Below are 22,878 nucleotides of genomic sequence, written 5' to 3'. Positions count from 1 at the left end.
ATACAATAATAAGTTTGCCGAAATTCCTTTTTCTTCCCGTGCCGGCTACGATCGACGATAGCAAGTAAAAATTCTGTAGACTGCCTATCATGTTGCTGCATTTGAGTACCTGGCCCGAGGTAGAAGCTTATCTCCAAAGCTCCCGAGGCATAATTATCCCCATCGGCTCCACCGAACAGCACGGGCCCACCGGCTTGATCGGGACTGACGCCATTGCTGCCGAGGCGATCGCCCGCGGTGTCGGCGAAGCTGCCAATGCCTTAATCGGCCCGACAATTAATGTCGGGATGGCCTTGCACCACACCAGCTTTCCCGGCACAATCAGCTTCCGACCGCAGACCCTGATATTGGTAATCAGGGACTATATCACATCTTTGGCAAAAGCGGGATTTGAGAAATATTTCTTCATTAACGGTCATGGTGGCAACATTGCGACAATGAAAGCAGCATTTTCCGAGACATACGCGCATTTGTCAGACTTAAATTTACCAAATGCCGATCGAATCCAGTGTCAAATCGGCAATTGGTTCATGTGCGGTTCAGTTTACCAACTAGCAAAAGAATTATACGGAAACCAAGAAGGTTCCCACGCCACCCCCAGCGAAGTCGCCTTAACCCAGTATCTTTATCCAGAAGCAATCAAGCAAGCTCCGCTTTCGGAAGAAGTCGGTTCCGGGCACAAAATTTACGGTGCTGCTGACTTCCGCCGCCGATTTCCCGACGGGAGAATGGGTTCAAATCCGGGCTTAGCAACCCCCGAACACGGTCAGCAATTTTACGAATTAGCAGTCAAAGAATTGACTAATAATTATTTGGAGTTTTTAAATTCCGATTAAGGTTTTTTCTTCTCATTAACAGAAATAGCTTGGTAACGAGTAAAAATGTCAAACTCTTCTATATTTTATCGTTAAGAGTGATTCAGCGACATGATATTTCATGTATCTGAGAAAAGCTATATCTCCCGATTAACCATCGGGAGAATATCAAAATTACTCCACAATCCAAGGAGTTAAACAAGGTGTCCAAGCACTCAATTCTTCTTCCTTGAACCAAAGGCTAATTTCCGCATTGGCAGTTTCCACAGCATCAGAACCATGAATAATATTGCGACCGACATTCACAGCCAAATCGCCGCGAATTGTCCCCGGTTCTGAATTCAGAGGATTTGTTGCGCCAATCATTTTCCTCGCCGAGGCCACAACGCCGTCGCCTTCCCACACCATCGCCACCATCGGCCCGGAAGTGATGAAGTCTACCAGTCCCGCAAAAAAGGGTCTTTCTTTATGTACGCCATAATGCTGTTCGGCAAGTTCGCGACTAGCCGTGATTAGCTTCATGCCAACTAGCTTAAAGCCCTTGGCTTCAAAACGACCGATAATTTCGCCGACGAGTCCGCGCTGTACGCCGTCGGGCTTAATTGCTAAAAAAGTCCGTTCCAAGATTAACTCCTATAATTGTGTTAACTGATCCAAAAGATAGAGTAACTCAGAACGCACCTAAAGGCAATTCTGAGAATTGGAAATTGTCATTTGGAGACTTATGGCCGCAGGAAGAAGGAAGAAGGAATAAGAAGAGGGAAGAGAAAAGAGGGAAGAAGCAATAAAAGCAAGGGTTAAAGAAACCGGGTTTCTCAGAAAAATTTTTGTGAGCAGCGATGAATCTCCGAATAAACCAGGTTTCGAGACTCTTATGCGTCTAGGACTAATTTGCAGAGAGCATCCCGATTCTGTTAAAAGCATTTTTTAGCAGTTCGAGCAGAATGCTCAGTTGCCTATATAAGCTAACCAGTCTTTAAGTTATCGTAAAAAAAATAATCAAACTCTTGTGGGGTGGCTTTGAGCAACGCCCGAAATATCCAATCTAAATGTAGAACATTTTATCTCTAGCGAACAAGATGCTCGAACTTCGGGCACACTATGATACAAGTCACAGTTTCCTGTGACTGCAAACACTCTTACCTATGATCTAAAATACAAATATGTATGATAATAAACACAATTATTTAGGCTCGAAAATATAGATAATTAACGGATGTATGAAGATTATCTTGACAGCAACTATTCAGGCGAAAAAAGTATGAAAGCCATTGTAGCATTCATTGAACCCAAAAAGCAAGAGTTTGCAAAATTGCCCTTGTTTGACTTTCTAGCCAATAAACACATTCACGCGAATCAACGACTAATTTTTGCACCTGTACTCGCTCCTTTGGCTGTGGGATTGATCGATTTAAATAAATATGTACTGCGAGAATCTTCTAGTAATAGCAAAGTTCAGGAACTCGTTAATAAATATACTTATAAAAAAAATTATTACTGGCACGACTATCTAGAATACCTAGAGGAACTGGGCTTAAACCAGTTAATGAGTTACGGCGATTTCAGACTGCTTTGGGGTGAAGAAACTAAAAAAACTCGATCGCTTTGTTCAGCGCTCGAACGCTACGCTTGGAAAGCGTCTCCCATTCAGAAACTGGTGTTAGTGGAAGCCCTCGAAGGAACGGCCCAAGTTTTTTTTGAAGCGGCGCTAGCAGTGGTAAAAGAATTACAGCCAATTACCCAAAAAGAATCTGTTGATTTTGGAGGAGATTATGGGGGTTTAGAAAATTATCACATTTTAAACGCGCCAGAGATGTTGCAACTTGTAGCAGAGATTAAACTTACTAATGCGGAATGCCAAGCTGCTTTAGAATTAGCACAAAATGTATTTGAACTGTTTACAGAAGCGATGAACGAGCTGTTCCGACACAGCCAAACAAATTCTTGCAAGACTGTGCTGCAAATATCCTCAATTTCTGCCTTCGCTCATTGCGCGATCGACTGTCTCGATATTTGTTAGTTTAAACAATCACTAAATTATCTCGGTGTACCGCCGTTTCTACGCCTGCATAGCCTAAAATCTCAGCAATTTTGTCGGACTTGCAGCCCTGGATTTGTCTCAATTCTAAACTGCTATAATTCACAAGTCCTCTAGCAATTTGCTTGCCAGTTGCGTCGCACAACTGCACGGAATCATCAGCTTGAAATTCTCCTTCTACTTGAGCAATACCCGCAGCTAAAAGCGATTTTCCGGCCTGGGAAATTGCCTTGACAGCACCCGCGTCTAAATATAGTTTCCCTGCCGGAATTAGCACGTTAGCTATCCAGTGTTTGCGAGCGTTTACAGGGCGCGGTTGAGGCTCAAATTGAGTGCCGATCGACTCTCCGTTGAGTATTTTCTCGATATTACCAGGAAAGCAGCCGTCAGTGATGACTGTACGCACTCCCGATGCAGTTGCGATTCTCGCCGCTTCAATTTTTGTCACCATTCCGCCGGTTCCCCAACCGCTGCGGGAATCTCCTGTTTGCACCTGAAATTCTGTGAGCTGTGCCATACTTTGGACTAGGGCGATCGGCTGCGCGTCTGGATTGCTGCGCGGATCGGCGGAATACAGCCGATCGACATCTGTGAGCACAAACAACCAATCTGCTTCTACCAAACTCGCTACTAGCGCCGAAAGCGTATCGTTATCGCCAAATTTGAGTTCGTCTACCGCTACTGTATCGTTTTCATTGACGATCGGAATCACGCCCAACCTGAGCAGTTGCTGAAAAGTATTGCAAGCGTTAACATAACCGTTACGCTGCACTAAATCGCCCCTGGTGAGCAATACTTGAGCGATCGGCTGTTGCAGAGTAGTAAACAAATCATCGTACACCCGCATCAGCCGCCCTTGGCCCACAGCCGCCACAGCCTGTTTCAAAGCCATGTTTCGCGGGCGTTCCGTCAAACCCAAGCGCGCGCAGCCAACTCCAACCGCACCCGAAGAAACCAAAACTACTCGATGGCCTTGCTGCCGCAAATCAGCTAAAATTTCGACCAATGCACCAATAGTTGAAAGAGCTAAGTTTCCCGTAGTCGATCGAGTCAGCGTCGAAGTTCCTATTTTAACAACAATAGTTTGAGTCATTTAAATCTTTCTAATTCCTGCTATCAAGAGAAGCCCCCAAAGCTTGAGAAACCCAAACTTCAAAAGAGCGCACCGGATACTTGCGAAGCGCATACCCAGCATCAACCATTGGTTCCACTAAAATAGTAAACATACCCAAACGATTGCCTGCCAAAACATCAGTAAAAAGTCGATCGCCCACCATCGCCACTTGTTCCACCGGCAAATTCATTGCATTAATAGCCTTTCGCAACTTGCGCCGCGACGGCTTAGCCGCACCCGTGATGTAGGGTAGATTCAAAGACTCAGCAATCCGACCGATCCGAGTCTGACTTAAATTATTGCTCGCCAACCACAGCGATACAACGGGTTTTATTTCTTCCACCCACAGGGTGAGTTCAGGAGAAGCATTCATTGCTGTAATGGGAACGAGAGTTTCGTCCACATCCAAAACTAATCCTTTAATATTATATTTTTGCAGAATATCAGCCGTTAACTTCATGACTGAATCGCCGAGAACTAAGTCAGGCTGTAGTATTTTACCCCAAGTCATAATGATTTTAGATTTTAGGTTTTAGATTGAGAAATAAGAAATTGGAAGTTAAAGATTAAAAAAGTAAAAAATCAAAAGTGAATAATTATTGCTTTTGCTTTGTGACTTTTGACTTTTTACTTTTGTATTAGTCATTGCCTATCTATTGAGTCGATCGCAACTGCTGGTCAACTTTAGCAATCGCAGCATCGTGTTCCGCCTGCGTGCGGCTAAAAATGTGAGTGCCGTCGTATCGAGCCATAAAGTACAGGTATTCTGTCTTTTCCGGAGTCAGAGTCGCTTCCAGACTTGCTATTCCTGGAGATGCGATCGGAGTTGGCGGCAGCCCTACATTGATATAAGTATTGTAAGGAGAAGGAGTTTCCACCTGCTTGAAAGTCAAAGGCTTTTCCTTAGTTTGCCTAATGCCGAGGGCGTATTCAACCGTCGGGTCAGAACCCAAGGGCATACCCTTATTCAGACGGTTGTTGAATACCCCAGAAATACGATTGCGCTCGCCCGCAACCACAGCCTCTTTTTCCACAATACTCGCCAGCGTCACCCACTCTTTCAAATCCAGCTTAGTATTCTTCTGATTTTTTTGATATATCGGCAAAGCCAACTCCTCGAAGCGACCGAGCATTTGCTTAATGACAGCTTGCGGGCTAATTGCATCGCCGTCTAGCTGATAAGTATCCGGGTACAAAAACCCTTCCAAGTGAGGCAGGCCGCTCGGCAGCCAAGGGTACTGAGCGTAGGGAACTTGACTCGCCACCGCCATAAAATCCTTAGCCGGGAAAAAACCTTGCGCTTCAAAATAAGCGCTCATTTGTTGCAGCGACCACCCTTCTGGAATCGTGAAACTCTGCTGTACGACTTCGCCCTTCCAAATTTTGTCAGCAACTGCACTCAGAGGCTGAGTCGGCGACAGTTTGTAAGTTCCTGCTTGAAAACCTCCCTCGCGGTTTTGCAGAGTCAGCCAGCGGGTCCACATATTCCATGCCGAGCTCGATCGAATCAACCCCGCAGCCTCTAAATCCCGCCCGATTTTTTGACTGGGAGTACCCTCCGGGATTTGAATCAAAACAGCAGCATCCTCTGGCGGAGAAGTTGACGTTTCAGCTATTTTAGGCGGGGCGGAAGCCCAGCTCCACCAAGCCCAGCCCTGCCAAGCGCAAACTCCCCAGATTGCCGGCAGCAACGCCAGATAAAACAACCATTTAGAGACTTGCGGATTACCTTTTCGGCTCTCGCGCGCGCTGCCTTTTGTCATTTGTTCTTTACTCATAGTCCGTTGTCCTGGATAAGCGGCGGTTAACTAGCGACTAATGACTGATGACCTGCGATTGATGACCGAAAAGTTAGGAATACAAGTCCTTTAAAAGACCCTATTCACGCGGCCCAATTCAAACGCCCGATCGGGAAGGCAGAAGCGGCCATCTCCAAAAAGTTCGATCGGGCGAGCAGTTTACTTTTTTATAAAATAGTAAAAAATTCTGCTTTTTGCCATCAGACCTTGTGTCTGCAATTAATCTCTAATCAAGATCGTCAAAGAACTGGTCTTCCAGCATAGGTAACATCGGTTCCAGCCTTTGGAACTCTTCTTCCGAAAGCAATTCTGGCTTGCCGTCGTCATCCATTCTAGCCAAGATAAAGAACGGGTCTAGAGGCGTATAAATGGCATATTCCTGTTCTTCGTGGTAGAAGCTGGTCAGCCACATCAGCTCCTCGAACTCGGACTCCTCATCCGGATCGGCATCGGATGCCATATCCTCTTCGGGAAATTCCGGCAATTCGCCAACCACAGTCAGCGTCACCGCCGTGCGTCGGAGCGTCAAGTTCTGCTCTTGCAGCACAACTTTAGCTGTATCAAAAATTTTGTCAATTTCGGCCTCGTCTTCTACAGGAATTGCTGCTTCGTCGTTATCGTCTCCCTGCCAAGTAAAAATTTCTACGGGCGAGTCAACCGGAAGCAGCAGAGCGTATTCTTGACCTTCTAGATTCATAGAATATTCTATGTTGCAAGTCAGCGATCGCCCAACTTCATCCGTCAGGGTGACGGACTCTTCGTTGGAATTGCCATTCTCTTTTTTGCGGTATGGGGATGAGGACATCGCGTGTATCTTATTTTCCGTCAATAATTCAGTAACGTTTGCTTGACAATGGGGAATTTTCGTGGCGATATTCTGGCTAAGTGGGCGATCGCCAGTCCACCAGCTTAAACCGCGAGACTCGCGGCCTTTTCCACAGGCGAGGAGTGCAGCGTTTAAATCTCAGTCGAGTCAGCAAGCGACACTGAGGACAAATCACGATTTTGTGCTTCTTCAGTACCGGGGTACAGCAGAATTTTCTCCAGTTTGTCAAGGGTTACAGGTGTGCGTAGCAAACTTGCACAACCAGGATATCACGCCTTTGTTACCAGCTATCAAGGATTGGGAGGGGCGCAGATATTTTGCCTCCGCTCGTCCAACCACTGCTGCAAAATCAGGGCGGCTGCTTTGCGATCGATCGCACCCTTATTTTGCGACACCGAAATCCCTTGTGTTTTCATCAATTCCTCTGCCTCAACCGAAGTCAGGCGCTCGTCTACGTATTCTAGGGGGATCTCTAAGGCTGTGGCGATGCGAGTAGCATATTTCTGCACTTGTCGGGCTTGAGTGCCTAATTCTCCGCTCAGGGAGTAGGGCAAGCCTGCAACCAAAATTTGAACTCTCCGCTCTCGCACGATTTCTCGGAGATAAGCTACGTCTCGATCGAAGGACGATCGTACCAGTGTTGTAATGCCCGTAGCTATTAAACCAGTGCCGTCACACCCGGCGATGCCGACTCGTTTGAGGCCGATATCTAATCCCAGTGCTGAAATCCATAATTTATCGTTGGACATTATCAATCAATCAATTTTAGATTTTAGATTTTAGATTTTAGATTTACTTCTTTGTTATCGGACTTTTTTTTAACGAACCGCGAAGACGCGAAGGACGCGAAGAAAGAAGAGAAGAAGAGAAGAAATTAAGAAGAAAATAGGTAATATTAAGTTGATATCAATCTAAAGCAGAAGAAATATTTGGGGAAGATGACAGAAAAAAAGTAATTTATTGAATGATTAATTCTCTTTTTTTCTGCCTTCTACCATTTACCTTCTGCTTTCACTCATTAAGAATTGAGTTCTCCCGGCCAGCCGCCGTCTAGAGGCAACTCTGGCAGATTTAAAGGCAAAATGCTGCTGCCATCAGTTGCTGCTGATTCGGAATTTTGGCCGCCCAAGGGGTTAACTTGATTCGTTTGACTGTTTCCTGAGTCAGCCAACAGAGGTTTAATCTCACAGGACGGGTGCCCTGCTGTTGCTTCCCCAGCCATCGGGCCGAGCCAGGACATCCGGCCCGGTACGGGTTTGCGAGTTGGCTGGAAGCTTTGCAGCATTTCTGATAGCTGGAGTCCTTCGAGAGAGACCAACTTGGACTCGCGCAATTTGTGCCACACCGATCGAGACATCAGCAAACTGTGTTCCACGCGCACGGCTCCAAATTGCTCTAAATAAGCTTCCCGTTCCGGCTGATAGTCAGCGGAAGCCAGTTGCAGGCTTTGAACCGGGAAATCTTGAACCAGGCGCGCCATCTGGGACAGCAGTTCTGGGTAAAGCCAAGTGTAGGCCGGGTGTACAGTCAACTGGGCGACGTGCGGTTGCTGGCCGTTGCGGGATAGCTGCACCTGAAAATAGCCGATCGCGGCTTTGCGCTGCGGTTCAAACACGTAGCCGCTGACTACCTCGGTTTTTCCCAGCCACTGTCTGACACCTTCGACTAAAGCGCCGAAAAAACTGGTTTTGAAATCTTGAATGTGGCGATCGAATACTTGGCGCACCAGGGGCGGCATAGACGCGGTATCCAGTTGGTAGAGCAACTGAGCGTCGGCGTTGCTAACAGGAAGCAGGTTGGGCAAATCTGGCGTCGAGTTGGCCATTTCTTGCAGGCGTTCTGGGGCGATCGTCCAGTATGTCATCTGGGCCAAAGGCTGAAACCCGTTCTGCCGATACAAAGCCAAGGAAGTTTTGTCGCCGACATTCACTTCCAACAGCCACGTCCGCGCCTCCCAGACTGCCTCAAAGCAGTACCGCAGCAGCATTGAACCAATTCCTTTGCTGCGGGCTTCCGGGTCTACTCCTATGCGATCGATCCGCCAAGTGCTGCGGGTGCGGTTGAAAGGAGAAATCTGAATTATGCCCTTAACGCTCCCCTCTTCTTCGGCAACGTGGGCCCGGAACAGGGACTGACAAGGGTTGGGAAACAAGCTAAAAATCTTTAGCAGTCCGTACCAGCGGCGAATCTGCTGCAACTTTCTACCCAGTACCACGTCGCAGCTTGCGCCCTTGCGATTTTCTGGCTCGTCGGCTGTTTCCGCGCACAGTTGTTCCATCACCTCGATGTCGCGATACTGAAACGGGCGAATCACAACCTGGTTTTGGTTTTGGGAGGGAAATGAAGTCATAGCATAAAAGTGGAGAATGGAAATTTAAAAATAAAAATTCAGAAAGGGGAAGAGTTAGAGAAGTTTTGAGTTTTGAATGGGTAAATTTTGAGTTCAAAACTTATAACTTTTGATTCTTCTCCCTTTCTTGCGCGATCGAAAATTAAAAATTTCAAATCATCTTTTTGAATTTTTAATTTTCTCTTTTCAACTCAAGATTTTTGTGGCAGAGGTCGAATTAGAACGACCGGTGTTCGCTCGTCACCATTCCCGGCGGGGTTGCTTCGCAAAGCTTGCTCTAAGAATGTTACCGATAAATCGGAGGTCGCTGCTAATATCTTAACTGCTTTCAAGTCATTAGCGTCTACGATCGCCGCCGCAAGCCCGGTTTCTCGTTGAATTTCTTCTACAACTTGCTGGGGATTGTCTGGGCCGAGGACAATAAATTGGTCGAAGGGAGGCAAAGTCCCGGTAACGTCGTCGATGAGCCTGGCTTGTTCCCCTGCTAGTTGGTAAAAGACTCCCGGTTTGCCAAATATTTTAGCCACAGCGCCGATCGCAAATGCTGCTACTACGCGCCAAGGGCCTACTACATCAACCAACGTCTGCATCCCGCAAGCCGTGGCCAAACTCGACGTGGGCAAGAAAAACAAGCACACTCGCTTTGCCGCCCATCCGGGTTTGACTTCGCTGGGATGGCGGTAGCGTCCCTGCATCAAGGCTAGGGGAGTTTCTGCCAGGGCGACAATATCGCCTTTGTGGGCGCGCGGCAGCACGTACCGCTTGACAATTTCGACGGGATTGTCTAGTTCCGCCAGTATGTGAGTGCGAATCGGCAAGACTTCTGCAACTCCAACATTTCTGGCGATGGGTACGGTGTCCGACTTGGGAAATTGCAGGGGAACTACTACGTTACGGACTTTGGGGATGCGCCCGCCCGGGCCGTAGGTGACGAAGTGTACTTGCACCCAAGCTGATTGCAATTTGGTTAAATCTTGCCCTTGAATGTCTACAGAAACTTTAATTTTCGTGGTTTTTTGGGCTTTAACAATATAGCCGAACCAGTAATCGTCTGCTCTGGCTGCTGCCTCTTTGTGGCAAGGAATCACCTTTGTCTCGGAAGTAACGCCATCTAAACTTCCGTCAGACAGCAGTTTCACCTGCGCCCGCACTTCCGGCAACATAATCTCAAACCGCTGTGTCAGGTTGCGGAACTCCATTTCCCCGACTAAAAGATAGCGGTTGGGTTCCGAGATGGCTAAGTGCCATTCTCCTGCTGTTAGTTCTAGTTTATTTGGACTTCCAGTCCGGCGATAGTTCAACTCTAGGCCTAACCCGCCCAATGCTAGCAGCGAACCTGCTGCTGCGACTCCTGTTGCTAAAGTCTCGATCACTCTAATTACCGCCAATAATAATTTCTGTTTACTTTAGTCGATCTCTGTCACTTCGATCGACGATCCGGTAGTAATTGAAGTTTTGGGGGTTGTTGGGGGCGATCCAACTTATGCCCAATTACACGTAAGTGCGATCGCCTCTGGTGGCTAAAGCCGTCAAGTTGCTGTTCAAAGAGCTCCTTCGTGAGTTAGATCACTCCAAAATCTGGCGTTGCTTAATCAGGGTATGAAAAAAATCAGTTGAAAATCCCCAATCTTTGTGGATACTGGTTTCTCTGACTTGCATATTTAGCCTTTCCTACCGGAAATCAGCAACGTCTACAAAACAACTCACTTAATTCAATTATTTAATAGTAGCAACTTTTTATTCAAAAAAATCTTATTATCTATTTTTTTAAACGTTAAATTATAAGCTGATACTCGACATTTTTTAGAAAATCTATTAATCATTTAATCTGTAAACAAGTATGTAGACAGGAGTCATTTTTGGATCGCTCAGCTAAGACTGTTCCAGATGTGCGATCCTCTTCGAGGGCTTCGCTAACGCGCGCCTCCAGCTTCTTCAAGGTGGAATGAACAGCGAGCCGCTAGCGCCCTAGTGGTCAGTACGTTGGAGAATCTACTTCTTAAGTAACAGTCAAAATCTAGTTCTTAGGCAGTACATTTTCTGAGAAGTATATAGTTAGCCTAGTAAATGTAGCAGTAATACCCAAGGATATCTATGACTGATAATAAACAGCCTTTTAACCAGCCTGAAGCAAATCCTGACTTCCAGGAAAAGAAAGTTGACAATAGCGAGAACCAGCAGATTCAGGCTCAGACTAACGAAAATGCAGAATCACAGGAAGATCAATCATCAGGCTCAGGCCTTGGTGCGAGGATAGCTGGAGCAGCAGTTGGTGGTATACTAGGTGCTCGCTCTGGAGGCATTATTGGTGCTGTAGCAGGCTCAGTTGCTGGCGCTATGATTGGTAAAGGTACTGCTGATACTGTTAACCGTGCTGTAGATAATTTAGGGGATGCAGCACACAGCGTAGCAGACGGTATTACACACACTGTAGAAGAGCTAGGGACAGTAGTAAAGGAAACTGCTGAGGAAGTTAAACCATCTATCAAAGCTACAGCCGAAGCAGTCAAGGAGACTGTTGAGGAAACTAAGCCTTCGATTAAAAGTATAGCCGAATCTGTCGATCAGACAGTTAAGGAAGTCAAGCCTTCTGTAGTAGATGCAGTCAAGAGCGCATCCGAGGAAGTCACACCTACGATTAGAGAAGTAAAAGATTCAGTCAAGCAGACAGTCGAAGGTGTCAAGCCTTCTATACAAAGTGCAGCGGACTCTATTAAGAGTACTGCTGATGAAGTTAAGCCTTCTGTCAAAGCTGTAGCTCAGGAAATTGAGGGTGCCACTCAGGATCTTAGATCGACTGTAAAAGATACAGCGAAGGCAGTTGAGCCATCTATAAAAAGTGCCGCCGAATCGCTTAAGTCATCTGGCCAGAGTGCCGCTGAATCAATTAAGTCATCTGCTCAAAGCGCCGCCGAATCTGCTAAAGGTGCAGCGCAGGATGTTAAGTCATCTGCCCAAAATGCTGCCGAATCTGCTAAAGGTGCAGCGCAGGATGTTAAGCAGGATGTTAAGTCATCTGCCCAAAATGCAGCTCAATCTGCTAAAGGTGCAGCGCAGGAGTTTAAGCAGGATGTTAAGTCATCTGCCCAAAATGCAACCCCATCTCCTCAAGGTACAGCGCATGATTTTAAATCATCTGCCCAAAATGCAGCCGAATCTGCTAAACCTCCAGTGCCTGATTTTAGGTCCCCTGCCCAAAATGCAACCCCATCTCCTCAAGGTGCAGCGCATGATTTTAAATCATCTGCCCAAAATGCAGCCGAATCTGCTAAACGTGCAGCGCACGATGTTAAGTCATCTGCCCAATATCTAGCCGAATCCGCCGCAGAGGAAAATAAGGATAGCGATATTCACATCTCCGGCAGTCCTGAACTCAAGGATCAAGTGGTCATTCATGACAAGAGAATCGTTAAGGACTAGGTAAAGTAAGGGCTTAACTCCAGCTTGTTAAAGCTAGCCCTAAGAAAGTTTAAGAGAGAGTGGATCTTAGAAAAGAGTCCACTCTTTTCTGTTTAGGAGGAATGCGATCGCCTAGGGTTTAACGGATAGTCTATTTATTGAGGAACTCTCCCCCTAGAAAAGGAGAGATTCCGTTCATAGTTCGTCAGGACTTACGCAACTGGCACATGGTGATGACTGCTCAGACCCTCACCCCTCACCGCAACCCGTCCTCTTAACCTACAAGTTGACAACCTGAGCAAAACATTGTAGGGATTTTCGATCGCCCGAAAGTGGGATCCTCTACGAGGGCAACGCTTACTTACACGGCTTGACAAATCGAATTCCAAGAGTGTATGTAGTCTTTCAGAGCAAATAACTGATCCGGCTGCCCCGGTCAATTGACAACAGCTATAATCAGAATATTTTAATTACAGTACCGATGAGATTTACAAAACTCAACTAATGTCAATATTTATTAAGCAGTTCTATCAGCTACACGCTAACCCATTCTTGCAGACCATTTAGAAAAAATCAGTCCTGATTTGATTAATAGGTATCTCATCCAATAAAAACTCATCCCTCAGTTGTTATGGGATAATGTGGAACCGCTGATTACAGCTCATGTTGACGCTTATTTAACCTTTTATGATACAGTTTTAGATAAAAGATACGGTGAAAATATTTAAGTGACAAGATTGAGAATATAGCGACAGTGAACATAAAGTAATTCGAGGCATAGGATTACTCAACTGTGTATATGTCAATACTTAAATTCACTCTTTTTTAGTAAAAAATTACCGGATTTATGACCTTGATGGCGACGGAAAAACCAAAATATACCATTTGTTATAAATGCTGCAATGGGTTGTCAACCAAGACGATTCTGGCTTTTAGAATAGTCTTAATAGATGCTTGCTATGCCAGTCAAAAAGTCATGCAAGGTATTGACAAGCAAGGAACTCGCATTTTCCTCGATTCCGTCGTTTATGTCTTCTTGAATTGAGAAGTCCCCGAAAGCATTGGCCAAAATTTTCTACCTCAAAATCTCCCAATTAGCGAGGCGATTGATGCACTCATCTTAGTCTCAGAAGTTTCTAAGGCCCAGGGGTGGCTCAATCAGATAATGTCTATTCCATTCAGAGGAAGGATTACTTTTTGGATGCGATCGACATTTGTAGAGAATATTGGCGAAATACGGTAGTTCGATCGACTATCCTTGATTTCTGAAAACAACCTCAACTATTCATGGGGGCGCTGTCGTACTTTCAGGCTGCGGGGGCTGTGAAAATTGGTCGATCGAACTTATCCAAAATCACACGCAAGTGCGATCGCCCGTCTGTCTCAGGCACAGGTTACATTACGCATTGACAGCGATGTATTAAAGCGGTTTAAGTTGGAAGGACGAGGTTATCAAACTCACAGCGATAATCTACTGCGAGCCGACATGGAGGCTCATCTATAAAATGTTTTTATCATTCTGAGATGGCAACGTCTCATTTTTGAAATTTCGTTTTATTCTACTTTAAGGATGCGCTCGGCAAAAAACTCTCGATCGCATTTATCTAAGACTGTTCCCTTAAGTATTGGCAGCCCACCATCAAGTATCTATTCGGCAAAACGGCTAGTATAATTACCTGATATTTATTTTCCCCTAGAGCGTGAACAACACCTATAGAACGCGCTTGCCTTAGAAATCCAGTTTTCTGATCGATCTTAGATTTAGCAGCGAAGCATCCAGAAAGGAACCGGGTTTCTAGGTTAAGAGTGTGCAAGTCCTAATTTAATTGAAAGCGTCTATTGCTGAATTTGCTTTTGCTGCGATCGAGTTTATCCAAAATTATAGAAGTGCTGCTGTGTGTGCGATCGGGCGAAATATTGAATTGGAGGGCGCCAAATATTTGCTTAAATCCTTTTTGGCTTAATATCAATATATAAACACAAATTAGGCGATTCCAAAAGAATGGGGATCGCAAGATATTTTTTTCAAAAAAAATAGATTGACCCCATGTACTCGATCGAAAATGATACCCGCCTCCCTACTTTCTTAACTTCCGGTTTTTTGGAGAATCCTGAAAGCCTAGCTGCAAATCACAGGATTACAATAGTATTTTCACGCTGCAATCGTGAGTGGCCATGTCATCATCCCAGCCTTCAATCCTCAAGAAACTGATTAGTAATGCGCCGCTGCGAACCGTTTTGATTGTTCCGTTCGTACTACAGATTATCGGTGCAGTCGGTATGGTTGGCTACTTATCCTTCCGCAACGGACAGAAAGCAGTCAACGATTTGGCATCTCAACTGCGGACTGAAGTGAGCAGCCGCATTGACCTGCATCTAGACAGCCAACTCAACACAGCCCGTCACCTTGCTCAGGTGAATGCCGATGCCTTCGACGTGGGATTGCTCGATCCCAAAGATTTAGATAAAATATCTCGTTTCTTCTGGAAACAGATGCAATTATTTAATGTGGGCTACATCAGCTTTGGCGCTCCAGGAGGCGAGTTTGCGGGTGCTGGATATCTAGAGGGAAATATTGTTTCTTCTGCCTTCATTAATCCCAAGCGACTGGGCTATCAAAATTATTACTTCTACAATTACAATACAGATAATCAGGGCAACAAAACTACGCTTATTGATATATACAAAAACTACGAGTTCCAGAAAGAGCTGTGGTACTCAAACACGGTTAAAGCTAGAAAACCCACATGGGTTTTATACCAGTGGGAAATCACGCCATATCCTCTGGCTGTTTCTGCAAATCGCCCGGTTTATGACAAGAACAATCAACTGATTGGTGTCATCGGCATCGACCAGCGCCTTTCGCAAATTAGCGATTTCTTGCGTCAAATCAAAGTCAGCAAATCCGGCAGAACGTTTATTGTGGAGCGCAGCGGGCTAATTGTTGCGAGTTCCAGCAACGAGCAACCCTTCAAACTGATTAATAACAATCCCGAACGGTTAAACGCCTTGGAAAGCAGCGATCGACTGATCCGATCGACATCTCAATATTTAGTAAAACATTTCGGCGGCTTCAACAATATCAAAGATACTCAACAGCTTGATTTCTGGCTCAATAAAGAACGGCAGTTTGTCCAAGTTTTGCCCTGGAAAGACGAATGGGGATTGGATTGGTTGGTAGTTGTTGCGGTTCCTGAATCCGATTTCATGGCACAGATTAATGCCAATAGCCGCACCACGATTCTATTTTGCCTCGGGGCTTTAGTTGTGGCAACGGTTGTTGGTTTTTACACTTCCCGCTTGATTACCGAGCCGATCGTACTCTTGAGCAATGCCTCATCCGCGATCGCCTCCGGGAAATTCGATCGCACCGTGGAAGTCTCCGGGCAGAATGAATTGGGCGTGCTTTCCCAATCCTTCAACGACATGACGAAGCAACTGCGCGACTCTTTCCGAGCTCTAGAAAACACCAACGCCGAACTCGAACAGCGCGTCGAAGAACGCACCGTGGAGCTCAAACAAGCTAAAGACATGGCAGACAGCGCCAACCGCGCCAAAAGCGAATTTTTGGCTAACATGAGCCACGAATTGCGGACTCCGCTCAACGGCATTTTAGGATACGCGCAAATTCTCCAGCGCAGCGAACCTCTGACGCACAAAGGGCGCGGCGGAGTTGATATCATATATCAGTGCGGTTCGCACCTGCTAACGCTGATTAATGATGTGTTGGATTTGTCGAAAATCGAAGCCCGAAAACTCGAACTGCATCCCGTCGCCTTTCATCTGCCTTCATTCATCCAAAGTGTTGCCGAAATCTTCACGCTTCGAGCTGAGGAAAAAGGAATTGCCTTTGATTTGCAGACTGATTCGCAACTTCCTACAGGGGTTTTGGGTGACGAAAAACGTTTGCGCCAAGTGCTGCTGAATTTGCTGGGAAATGCGGTTAAGTTTACGGAAAAAGGCAGAGTTATTTTTCAGGTTAATGTCGTCAGAATTGCTGAGTTTAGTGATTTAACTTCACAGTTAGAAAACTCAACTCAAAATTTATACAAAATTCGCTTCCAAGTCGAAGATACAGGCCCGGGAATGAGGCCAGAACAAGTTAGTAAAATCTTTTTGCCTTTTGAGCAAGTAGGTGATGTTAAAAAACAATCCGAAGGCACCGGATTGGGACTCGCGATCAGTCAAAGGATTGTGGGTTTGATGCAGAGTGAAATTGCGATCGAAAGTCGTCCAGGAGTTGGCAGTATTTTTTCCTTTGAAGTGGAACTCCCGGAGGCCCAGGATTGGGCTGATAGTTCGAGAATTATGGAACAGGGGGCTGTACTAAGCTATTTGGGCAAAAAACGCAAAATTCTGGTGGTGGATGACAGGTGGGAAAACCGGGCTGTGCTGGTGAATTTACTGGAACCATTAGGATTTGAGATGATTGAAGCTGCTGACGGCAAGGAAGGGTTCGATCGAGCTTTAGCGATGATGCCAGATTTAATCCTCACCGATTTAGCGATGCCCGTGATGGACGGGTTGGAGTTGTTGCGCCAAATCCGCGCTCATCCTCAACTGCGAGAAACGATCGTGTTGGTGACATCTGCTAGCGTGTTTGACATCGATCGCCACAAGAGTCTGGATGCAGGCAGCAATGATTTTTTGCCGAAACCAGTGCAGGCAAATTTGTTGCTGGGGTTACTTCAAAAATATTTGCAACTGGATTGGGTGTATGACGAAACAGTAGATGCGGACAAAAAAGGGCAAGAGGCGATCGGGCAAAGCAAAATGCAACTGCCTGCGATCGAGATTTTGCATTTATTAAATGAACAGGCTCAAGCTGGCGATTTGGACGGGGTAATCGAGATTGCGGATCGGATTCAAACAGCCAATCCAGAACAAGCGGTTTTTGCTCAAAAAATACTCGTTTTAGCAGAAGGATTTCAGGTCAAACAATTGCTGGCATTGATTGAGGAACATTTATCACAAGCGTAAGGCAGTTTTTGCTCGGAAAATACTCGTTTTGGTTGAAGATTTCAGGTCAAACAATTGCTGGCATTGATTGAGGAACATTTATCACAAGTGTAAGGAAAAAATATCATGTCTGATTCAGACAAAAAATTTATTTTGATAGTAGATGACAGTTCCACAAACTTGTCTGTTCTGTCGCAGGCGTTAAAAACAGCAGGCTACAAAGTGCGAGTCGCAGTAGACGGCGAATCAGCGATGGCGATGCTGGAAAAATGTGCACTAGATCAAAGAAAAACACCTTTCCCGGAACTAATATTGTTAGACGTGCAAATGCCCGGAATCAACGGCTTTGAAACCTGTCGCCAGCTCAAAGCTAACCCTGCGACAAGGGCAATTCCGGTCATTTTTATGACCGCCTTAGCAGATGCCCAAAGCAAAATAGAAGGCTTGTCATTAGGTGCAGTGGATTACATCACTAAACCCTTTGAACAAGAGGAAGTAATTGCCAGAGTTAACATTCACTGGCGGCTCAAACAGTTAACCGACAATCTTGAACAGCAAGTTACTGAACGCACCGGCGCTTTGCAACAAGCCCAAGTACAAGTAGTGCAGCAAGAAAAACTCTCGGCCTTGGGACAACTCGTTGCAGGAGTAGCCCATGAAATTAACAACCCGCTGAGTTTTATGGTCAGCAACATTGCGCCTGCCAAGGAATATCTGGCTGAGATTACAGAACTTCTTAGCCTCTATCAAAAACACTATCCTGAACCTGCATCAGATATCGCTATCAAGATTGAGGAGATAGATTTAGATTTTGTGATGGAGGATTTTTCTCACCTCTTGGATTCAATGCGAATAGGCACTGAACGCATTAAAGATATTTCGCTGGCGCTGCGGAATTTTGCGCGTTCTGATGGAGATACTGCCACTGCGATCGATCTGCACGAAACTTTAGATAGTACGCTGCTGCTGTTAAAACATCGACTGAAGAATCGAGGCCCTCGTCCCGCCATTGAAGTTATTCAAAACTACGGTGAATTGCCCCCGATTAAATGTTATCCTGGGCCGATGAACCAAGTGTTTATGAATTTGTTAGCAAATGCGATCGACGCTCTGGAAGATGCCTGGGAAAAAGACCAACGTTCCCTGAAAATTACAATTAACACGGAAGTGTTGCGCGAAAGTGCGATCGTCCGAATTGCCGATAACGGGTTGGGAATGGCGGAGGAGATTCAACAACATTTGTTTGAACCTCTGTTTACGACAAAAGGGGTGGGTAAAGGAACCGGGCTGGGATTGTCCATTGCTAAGCAGATTGTGAAAGATAAACACGGCGGTCAATTGTGCTGCAAATCTACCGCCGATGAGGGAACCGAATTTGCGATCGAACTTCCTATGCAAGTCTAAAATCTCAAATGGTATGGCTTTCTGCCAGCAATAAAAATCACTGGCAAGTGCGATCGCAATCAATATCCAAATTGCAAAGTCACAGAAGCTTCTACCTGCTGTTCCCCTCCCACCACAGGCGTTGTAGCGTCAGCAGCAGCCATGCGAGCACCAGCCACTTGCCGATACATTGGAGGCGGCGCGATCGCACCGTTGACTTGAATGCCCAGAATCTCTCCCCGCTTGAGGTTGAGGGCGCTAAAGACTGCATCCGCTTGCGCTTGAGCATCTTGAGTTGCTTTGCGGAGTGCTTGTTTTCGAGCAGATTCGATCGCACTATCGGCAGCGACAAAACTCACGCCGTCGATCCGTGTGGCTCCGGCATTCACCGCATCGTCAAGCAAAGTGCCGGCAGATGCAGTATTAATCCGAAAACTGACGGTATTGGTCGCCGTATAGCCTGTCAAGCGCTGCTGGTTGTTGTCGAAGTTATAAATGGGATTGAGGGTGATGCCGGCAGTTTCGAGTTTTTCGACTTGGCGCGATCGCAGCAACTCTACCACAGCGGACGATCGTCTCGCCGCTTCCTGCTGCACCTCGGCCGCCGTTTTCCCCTGCACCTCAACCCCCAGCCGCACTTGCGTTTGAGTTGTAGGAATCGCTTCCACACCCCGCCCAGTAACACTCAGCGTTCTGATCCGCTGTTCTTGAGCAGCCGCCGGATCTAATCCCACGAAACTGACGAGAGTTAAGGTTAAACACAACGCTGTTACCAGACTGCGGAAATTAATGCGATCGCGCGATCGTAAAGTTGAATTCATAAATTTGATTCTCCTCACATACAACAGATGCTATACTTTACCTTCCCACTGAAATTGCTAAATATCCGGGTTGTTACATTTTTAGCAACTAAAAAAATAGTCCGTACTTCTGAATAAATTATGAGTTATTATGATGTCCGCAGGACGCTCCCCTAAAAAATTGGTGTTCTGGGTAAAATAAGAGGTTTGGCAACGATAAATATAGAAATCCACCCAGTTTATGACACTCCGACGCAACTACTATTTCATTTTAAATAAAATTTAAAAATGATAAAATTGTTAAAAGATGCAATCCTTAAAACAAGTTGCCCGCCGACTCAAAAAAGAAACTTACGCTGTTTATTTAGCCAGTACAGACCCGAGAGTACCTTGGTACGCCAGAATTTTAGCAGGCCTTACGGTTGCCTACGCTTTTAGCCCGATCGACTTAATTCCTGATTTCATACCAATTCTTGGCTACTTGGACGATTTGATAATTGTACCTTTGGGAATTTGGCTGGTACTGAAGATGATTCCGCCACAGGTTTTAGCCGAATGTCGGGAAAAAGCAGCCGCAGAAATAGAGCGAGGAAAACCGATAAATCGGGCTGCCGCTGTTGTAATTATTGCCATTTGGATTGGCTTGGGAATATTAGCAGCAATGTGGCTGACACGGATATTTAAACGTTAAAAAAAATCACCTATCTAGTTATAGTGTAGGGGGCGCGCCGAGCACCTTACTTTAAACAACTCGCTTGGCAAAAAAATATTTAAAGTTCAAAAAATCACCGTTCTAGTTATAATATAGGGTGCGCTAGGCGCACCTTACCTTAAAAAAAACTCGCGGTATCGCATACCAAGTATTATTTACTCCTTAAAAAATTAAACTAACTTTCTAGCTATGACTCAAACCACTGATTTCCTCAGCCACCTCAACCCATCTCAGCGCCAAGCAGTCGCCCATTATAACGGGCCGCTGTTAGTAGTAGCGGGCGCTGGTTCCGGCAAAACCAGAGCTCTAACTTACCGAGTTGCTAACTTAGTTCGCACCCATCAAGTCGATCCTGAAAATATTCTGGCGGTGACATTTACAAATAAAGCCGCCAGGGAGATGAAAGAAAGAATTGAGAAATTGCTGGCAACTCAGCAAGCTGAAGCGGAATATGGGAAACCTTTGGTAGAGTTGGCCCCGAATGTGCAAACCAAATTGCGATCGCAAATTTACCAGAGAATTACCAAGCACATTTGGATGGGAACTTTCCACTCTTTGTGCGGCCGCATTCTCCGCTACGATATTGAAAAATACCAAGACGAAAAAGGCCGCAAGTGGCAGAAAAATTTTTCAATTTTTGATGAATCAGATGCTCAAGGTATCGTCAAACAAATCGTCACCAAAACACTGAACCTCGACGACAAGAAATTTGACCCCAGAAAAGTCCGCTATGTCATCAGCAACGCTAAAAATAAAGGCTTGTCGCCTCAAGAATACCAAGCAGCAGAACCGGATTACAGAGGTCGCGTGATTGCCGATGTTTACAGTCGCTATCAAGACGCTTTAGCAGCCAACAATGCCCTAGATTTTGACGATTTAATCCTCGTTCCCGTTAAACTTTTGAGCCAAAACGAGCAAGTATTAAGTTACTGGCATAAAAAGTTTTGCCATATTTTAGTTGACGAATACCAAGATACTAACCGCACTCAATACGATTTGATTCGGATGTTAGTGACAAATAACGCCGACCCGAAAAGCTTCGAGAAATGGCAAAACAGATCGATTTTTGTCGTGGGCGATGTCGATCAATCAATTTACAGCTTTCGGATGGCAGATTATACCATCTTGCTGGAATTTCAAGAGGATTTTGGAGATGGTTTGTCCGACGATAAAACTCGGACAATGGTAAAATTAGAGGAAAATTATCGATCGCGCGAAAACATCCTGCAAGTGGCGAACCACTTGATCGAACACAATACCGAACGCATCGAGAAAATTCTGCGCCCGACTCGCGAACCGGGAGCTCCGATTGTTGTCTGGCGGGCGGACAACGAATTAGATGAAGCGGAATTTGTAGCGGGTCAAATTCATTCATTAAAGCGCCAAAATTCCGAATACGAAAACGGCAGTAACTTTGCGATTCTCTACCGCACAAACGCTCAATCTCGCTCCTTTGAAGAAGCGTTAATGCGTTTAGACATTCCTTACAATATTGTCGGCGGCCTGAAGTTTTACGATCGCAAAGAAATCAAAGATATCCTAGCATACCTGCGGGCGCTTGCCAATCCCGACGATAGCGTCAGCCTCAAACGCATCATCAATACTCCCCGTCGCGGCATTGGGGATACCACATTTTCCAAAATCGAAGACGCTGCAACTCAGTTAGGCATTCCCCTGTGGGAAATCCTCAGCGATGAATCTTCGGTCAATACTCTAGCAGGGCGATCGGCAAAAGCTATTATTAAGTTTGCCGAAATGATTGGTCGTTGGCAATCCCAAGTTGAAACCCTGCCGGCTTCGCAAATTGTCCAAGGAATTATCGAAGATTCAGGCTACGTTCAAGATTTGAAAAATCAAGGAACCGACGAAGCCACAAATCGCATAGAAAACGTCATAGAATTGTACAATGCAGTGCTACAATTTGAAGAACAAAACGAAGAACCGACGCTGACATCATTTTTAGCAAAAGCATCTTTAGCCTCCGATTTAGATGACTTGCAGGAAGAAGATTCCCGCGTGTCGCTGATGACGCTGCACTCAGCCAAAGGGTTAGAATTTCCCGTGGTATTTTTAGTCGGAATGGAACAGGGTTTATTTCCCAATTTCCGCAGTTTGGACGACCCGAAAGCGATCGAAGAAGAACGGCGTTTGTGCTACGTCGGCATCACTCGCGCCCAGGAATTGCTATTTCTCACCCACACTCGCGAACGCCGCCTCTGGGGAGGCTTCCGGGAACACTGCACCCCTTCCCTATTCTTAGGGGAATTACCGACACATTTGTTGGCTGGAAGTGCCAAGAAAACTCCAGCGGGGAAAACGGCTGCATCTAAGGGAAAAACTAATAATTCAGCCGCTAATTCCGGGAGTTCTCAAGCGGGAACCAATGGACAATCGACGGATTGGCAAACGGGCGATCGGGTTTTTCATCATGCTTTTGGAGTTGGAGAAATTACGCACGTTTTAGGGGCGGGCGACAAAATTAATTTGGCAATTAAGTTTTCGGGTTTGGGCAGAAAAATTATCGATCCGAGAACAGCTAAGTTGCAGCGAGTGTAAGAGAAAATCCGGCGGTTTAAACCGCGTCAATACAGGCAAAACCTAGAATAGCGGCTTGAAGAAGGGGCGGTTAAAAGGCGGTAAAAATTACGTTTTTATCTTTAGTCCATGTCGGGAACCTCGTTTG

At 45.8% G+C, this 22,878-nt stretch carries 18 protein-coding genes; 9 read left to right on the top strand and 9 right to left on the bottom strand.

Going from position 1 to position 22,878, the window contains the following annotated elements; translation table 11 throughout:
• The first annotated feature begins 89 nt into the window (after positions 1 to 89).
• On the top strand, positions 90 to 836 hold the full coding sequence (locus tag QUA62_RS07215) for a creatininase family protein (RefSeq protein ID WP_333403251.1): 747 nt from the start codon (positions 90 to 92) through the stop codon (positions 834 to 836).
• A gap of 153 nt (positions 837 to 989) precedes the next feature.
• Here QUA62_RS07215 and ndk read toward each other — a convergent pair whose 3' ends face one another.
• Positions 990 to 1,439, bottom strand: a complete 450-nt coding sequence (gene ndk / locus QUA62_RS07210; RefSeq protein ID WP_333286302.1) for a nucleoside-diphosphate kinase — start codon at positions 1,437 to 1,439, stop codon at positions 990 to 992.
• Positions 1,440 to 2,076: 637 nt separating this feature from the next.
• Between ndk and QUA62_RS07205 the strand changes: the two genes are divergently transcribed.
• Complete coding sequence (locus tag QUA62_RS07205; protein ID WP_333403250.1) at positions 2,077 to 2,835, top strand: hypothetical protein; 759 nt, start codon at positions 2,077 to 2,079, stop codon at positions 2,833 to 2,835.
• A 1-nt stretch (position 2,836) separates the two neighbouring features.
• Here the strand turns inward: QUA62_RS07205 and proB are convergent, their stop codons facing one another.
• From proB to QUA62_RS07170, 7 genes are all read right to left on the bottom strand, one after another.
• Positions 2,837 to 3,946 (bottom strand): glutamate 5-kinase, encoded by a 1,110-nt coding sequence (gene proB, locus QUA62_RS07200; RefSeq protein ID WP_333403249.1) that lies wholly within the window; start codon positions 3,944 to 3,946, stop codon positions 2,837 to 2,839.
• Between the two features lie 10 nt (positions 3,947 to 3,956).
• Positions 3,957 to 4,478, bottom strand: a complete 522-nt coding sequence (locus QUA62_RS07195; protein WP_006633331.1) for a YqeG family HAD IIIA-type phosphatase — start codon at positions 4,476 to 4,478, stop codon at positions 3,957 to 3,959.
• Positions 4,479 to 4,620: 142 nt separating this feature from the next.
• Complete coding sequence (gene mltG, locus QUA62_RS07190) at positions 4,621 to 5,745, bottom strand: endolytic transglycosylase MltG (RefSeq protein ID WP_333403248.1); 1,125 nt, start codon at positions 5,743 to 5,745, stop codon at positions 4,621 to 4,623.
• A gap of 247 nt (positions 5,746 to 5,992) precedes the next feature.
• A complete protein-coding gene (locus QUA62_RS07185; protein ID WP_333286294.1) occupies positions 5,993 to 6,571 on the bottom strand; it encodes a DUF3727 domain-containing protein in 579 nt (192 codons plus the stop codon).
• Positions 6,572 to 6,882: 311 nt separating this feature from the next.
• Positions 6,883 to 7,341, bottom strand: coding sequence for a Holliday junction resolvase RuvX (gene ruvX, locus QUA62_RS07180; RefSeq protein WP_333403247.1), 459 nt, complete (start codon positions 7,339 to 7,341; stop codon positions 6,883 to 6,885).
• A gap of 269 nt (positions 7,342 to 7,610) precedes the next feature.
• On the bottom strand, positions 7,611 to 8,942 hold the full coding sequence (locus tag QUA62_RS07175) for a GNAT family N-acetyltransferase (RefSeq protein ID WP_333286290.1): 1,332 nt from the start codon (positions 8,940 to 8,942) through the stop codon (positions 7,611 to 7,613).
• Between the two features lie 191 nt (positions 8,943 to 9,133).
• Positions 9,134 to 10,315 carry a F420-0:Gamma-glutamyl ligase gene (locus tag QUA62_RS07170; protein WP_333403246.1) on the bottom strand — a complete coding sequence of 394 codons (1,182 nt, stop codon included), beginning with the start codon at positions 10,313 to 10,315 and terminating at the stop codon, positions 9,134 to 9,136.
• A 721-nt stretch (positions 10,316 to 11,036) separates the two neighbouring features.
• Here QUA62_RS07170 and QUA62_RS07165 point away from each other — a divergent pair.
• The 5 genes from QUA62_RS07165 (at position 11,037) to QUA62_RS07145 (ending at position 18,704) form a co-directional block, all read left to right on the top strand.
• Positions 11,037 to 12,362: a DUF6861 domain-containing protein gene (locus QUA62_RS07165; RefSeq protein ID WP_333403245.1), complete on the top strand. Its 1,326-nt coding sequence runs from the start codon at positions 11,037 to 11,039 to the stop codon at positions 12,360 to 12,362.
• Positions 12,363 to 13,671: 1,309 nt separating this feature from the next.
• Positions 13,672 to 13,845 carry a BrnA antitoxin family protein gene (locus QUA62_RS07160; RefSeq protein WP_333403244.1) on the top strand — a complete coding sequence of 58 codons (174 nt, stop codon included), beginning with the start codon at positions 13,672 to 13,674 and terminating at the stop codon, positions 13,843 to 13,845.
• A 322-nt stretch (positions 13,846 to 14,167) separates the two neighbouring features.
• A complete protein-coding gene (locus tag QUA62_RS07155) occupies positions 14,168 to 14,305 on the top strand; it encodes a hypothetical protein (protein WP_333403243.1) in 138 nt (45 codons plus the stop codon).
• Positions 14,306 to 14,516: 211 nt separating this feature from the next.
• A complete protein-coding gene (locus QUA62_RS07150) occupies positions 14,517 to 17,321 on the top strand; it encodes an ATP-binding protein (protein ID WP_333403242.1) in 2,805 nt (934 codons plus the stop codon).
• Between the two features lie 105 nt (positions 17,322 to 17,426).
• Positions 17,427 to 18,704, top strand: a complete 1,278-nt coding sequence (locus QUA62_RS07145) for a response regulator (RefSeq protein ID WP_333403241.1) — start codon at positions 17,427 to 17,429, stop codon at positions 18,702 to 18,704.
• Between the two features lie 59 nt (positions 18,705 to 18,763).
• Here QUA62_RS07145 and QUA62_RS07140 read toward each other — a convergent pair whose 3' ends face one another.
• Positions 18,764 to 19,504 carry an SIMPL domain-containing protein gene (locus QUA62_RS07140; RefSeq protein ID WP_333403240.1) on the bottom strand — a complete coding sequence of 247 codons (741 nt, stop codon included), beginning with the start codon at positions 19,502 to 19,504 and terminating at the stop codon, positions 18,764 to 18,766.
• Between the two features lie 286 nt (positions 19,505 to 19,790).
• On the opposite strand from QUA62_RS07140, the gene QUA62_RS07135 reads away from it, so the two are divergent.
• Together QUA62_RS07135 and pcrA are read left to right on the top strand one after the other, a co-directional pair.
• Entirely contained in the window at positions 19,791 to 20,174 is a 384-nt protein-coding gene (locus tag QUA62_RS07135) for a YkvA family protein (protein WP_333403239.1), read from the top strand.
• A 210-nt stretch (positions 20,175 to 20,384) separates the two neighbouring features.
• The gene (pcrA, locus tag QUA62_RS07130; protein WP_333403238.1) at positions 20,385 to 22,751 is read left to right on the top strand and encodes a DNA helicase PcrA; all 2,367 of its coding nucleotides are present in this window, start codon (positions 20,385 to 20,387) and stop codon (positions 22,749 to 22,751) included.
• The last annotated feature ends 127 nt before the right edge of the window (positions 22,752 to 22,878 follow it).

It is taken from the genome of Microcoleus sp. MON1_C1, from assembly GCF_036701945.1.
GTDB lineage: Bacteria > Cyanobacteriota > Cyanobacteriia > Cyanobacteriales > Microcoleaceae > Microcoleus.
The sequence above is the reverse complement of the archived record's forward strand: the minus strand, read 5'-3'. Positions and strand labels throughout refer to the sequence as shown.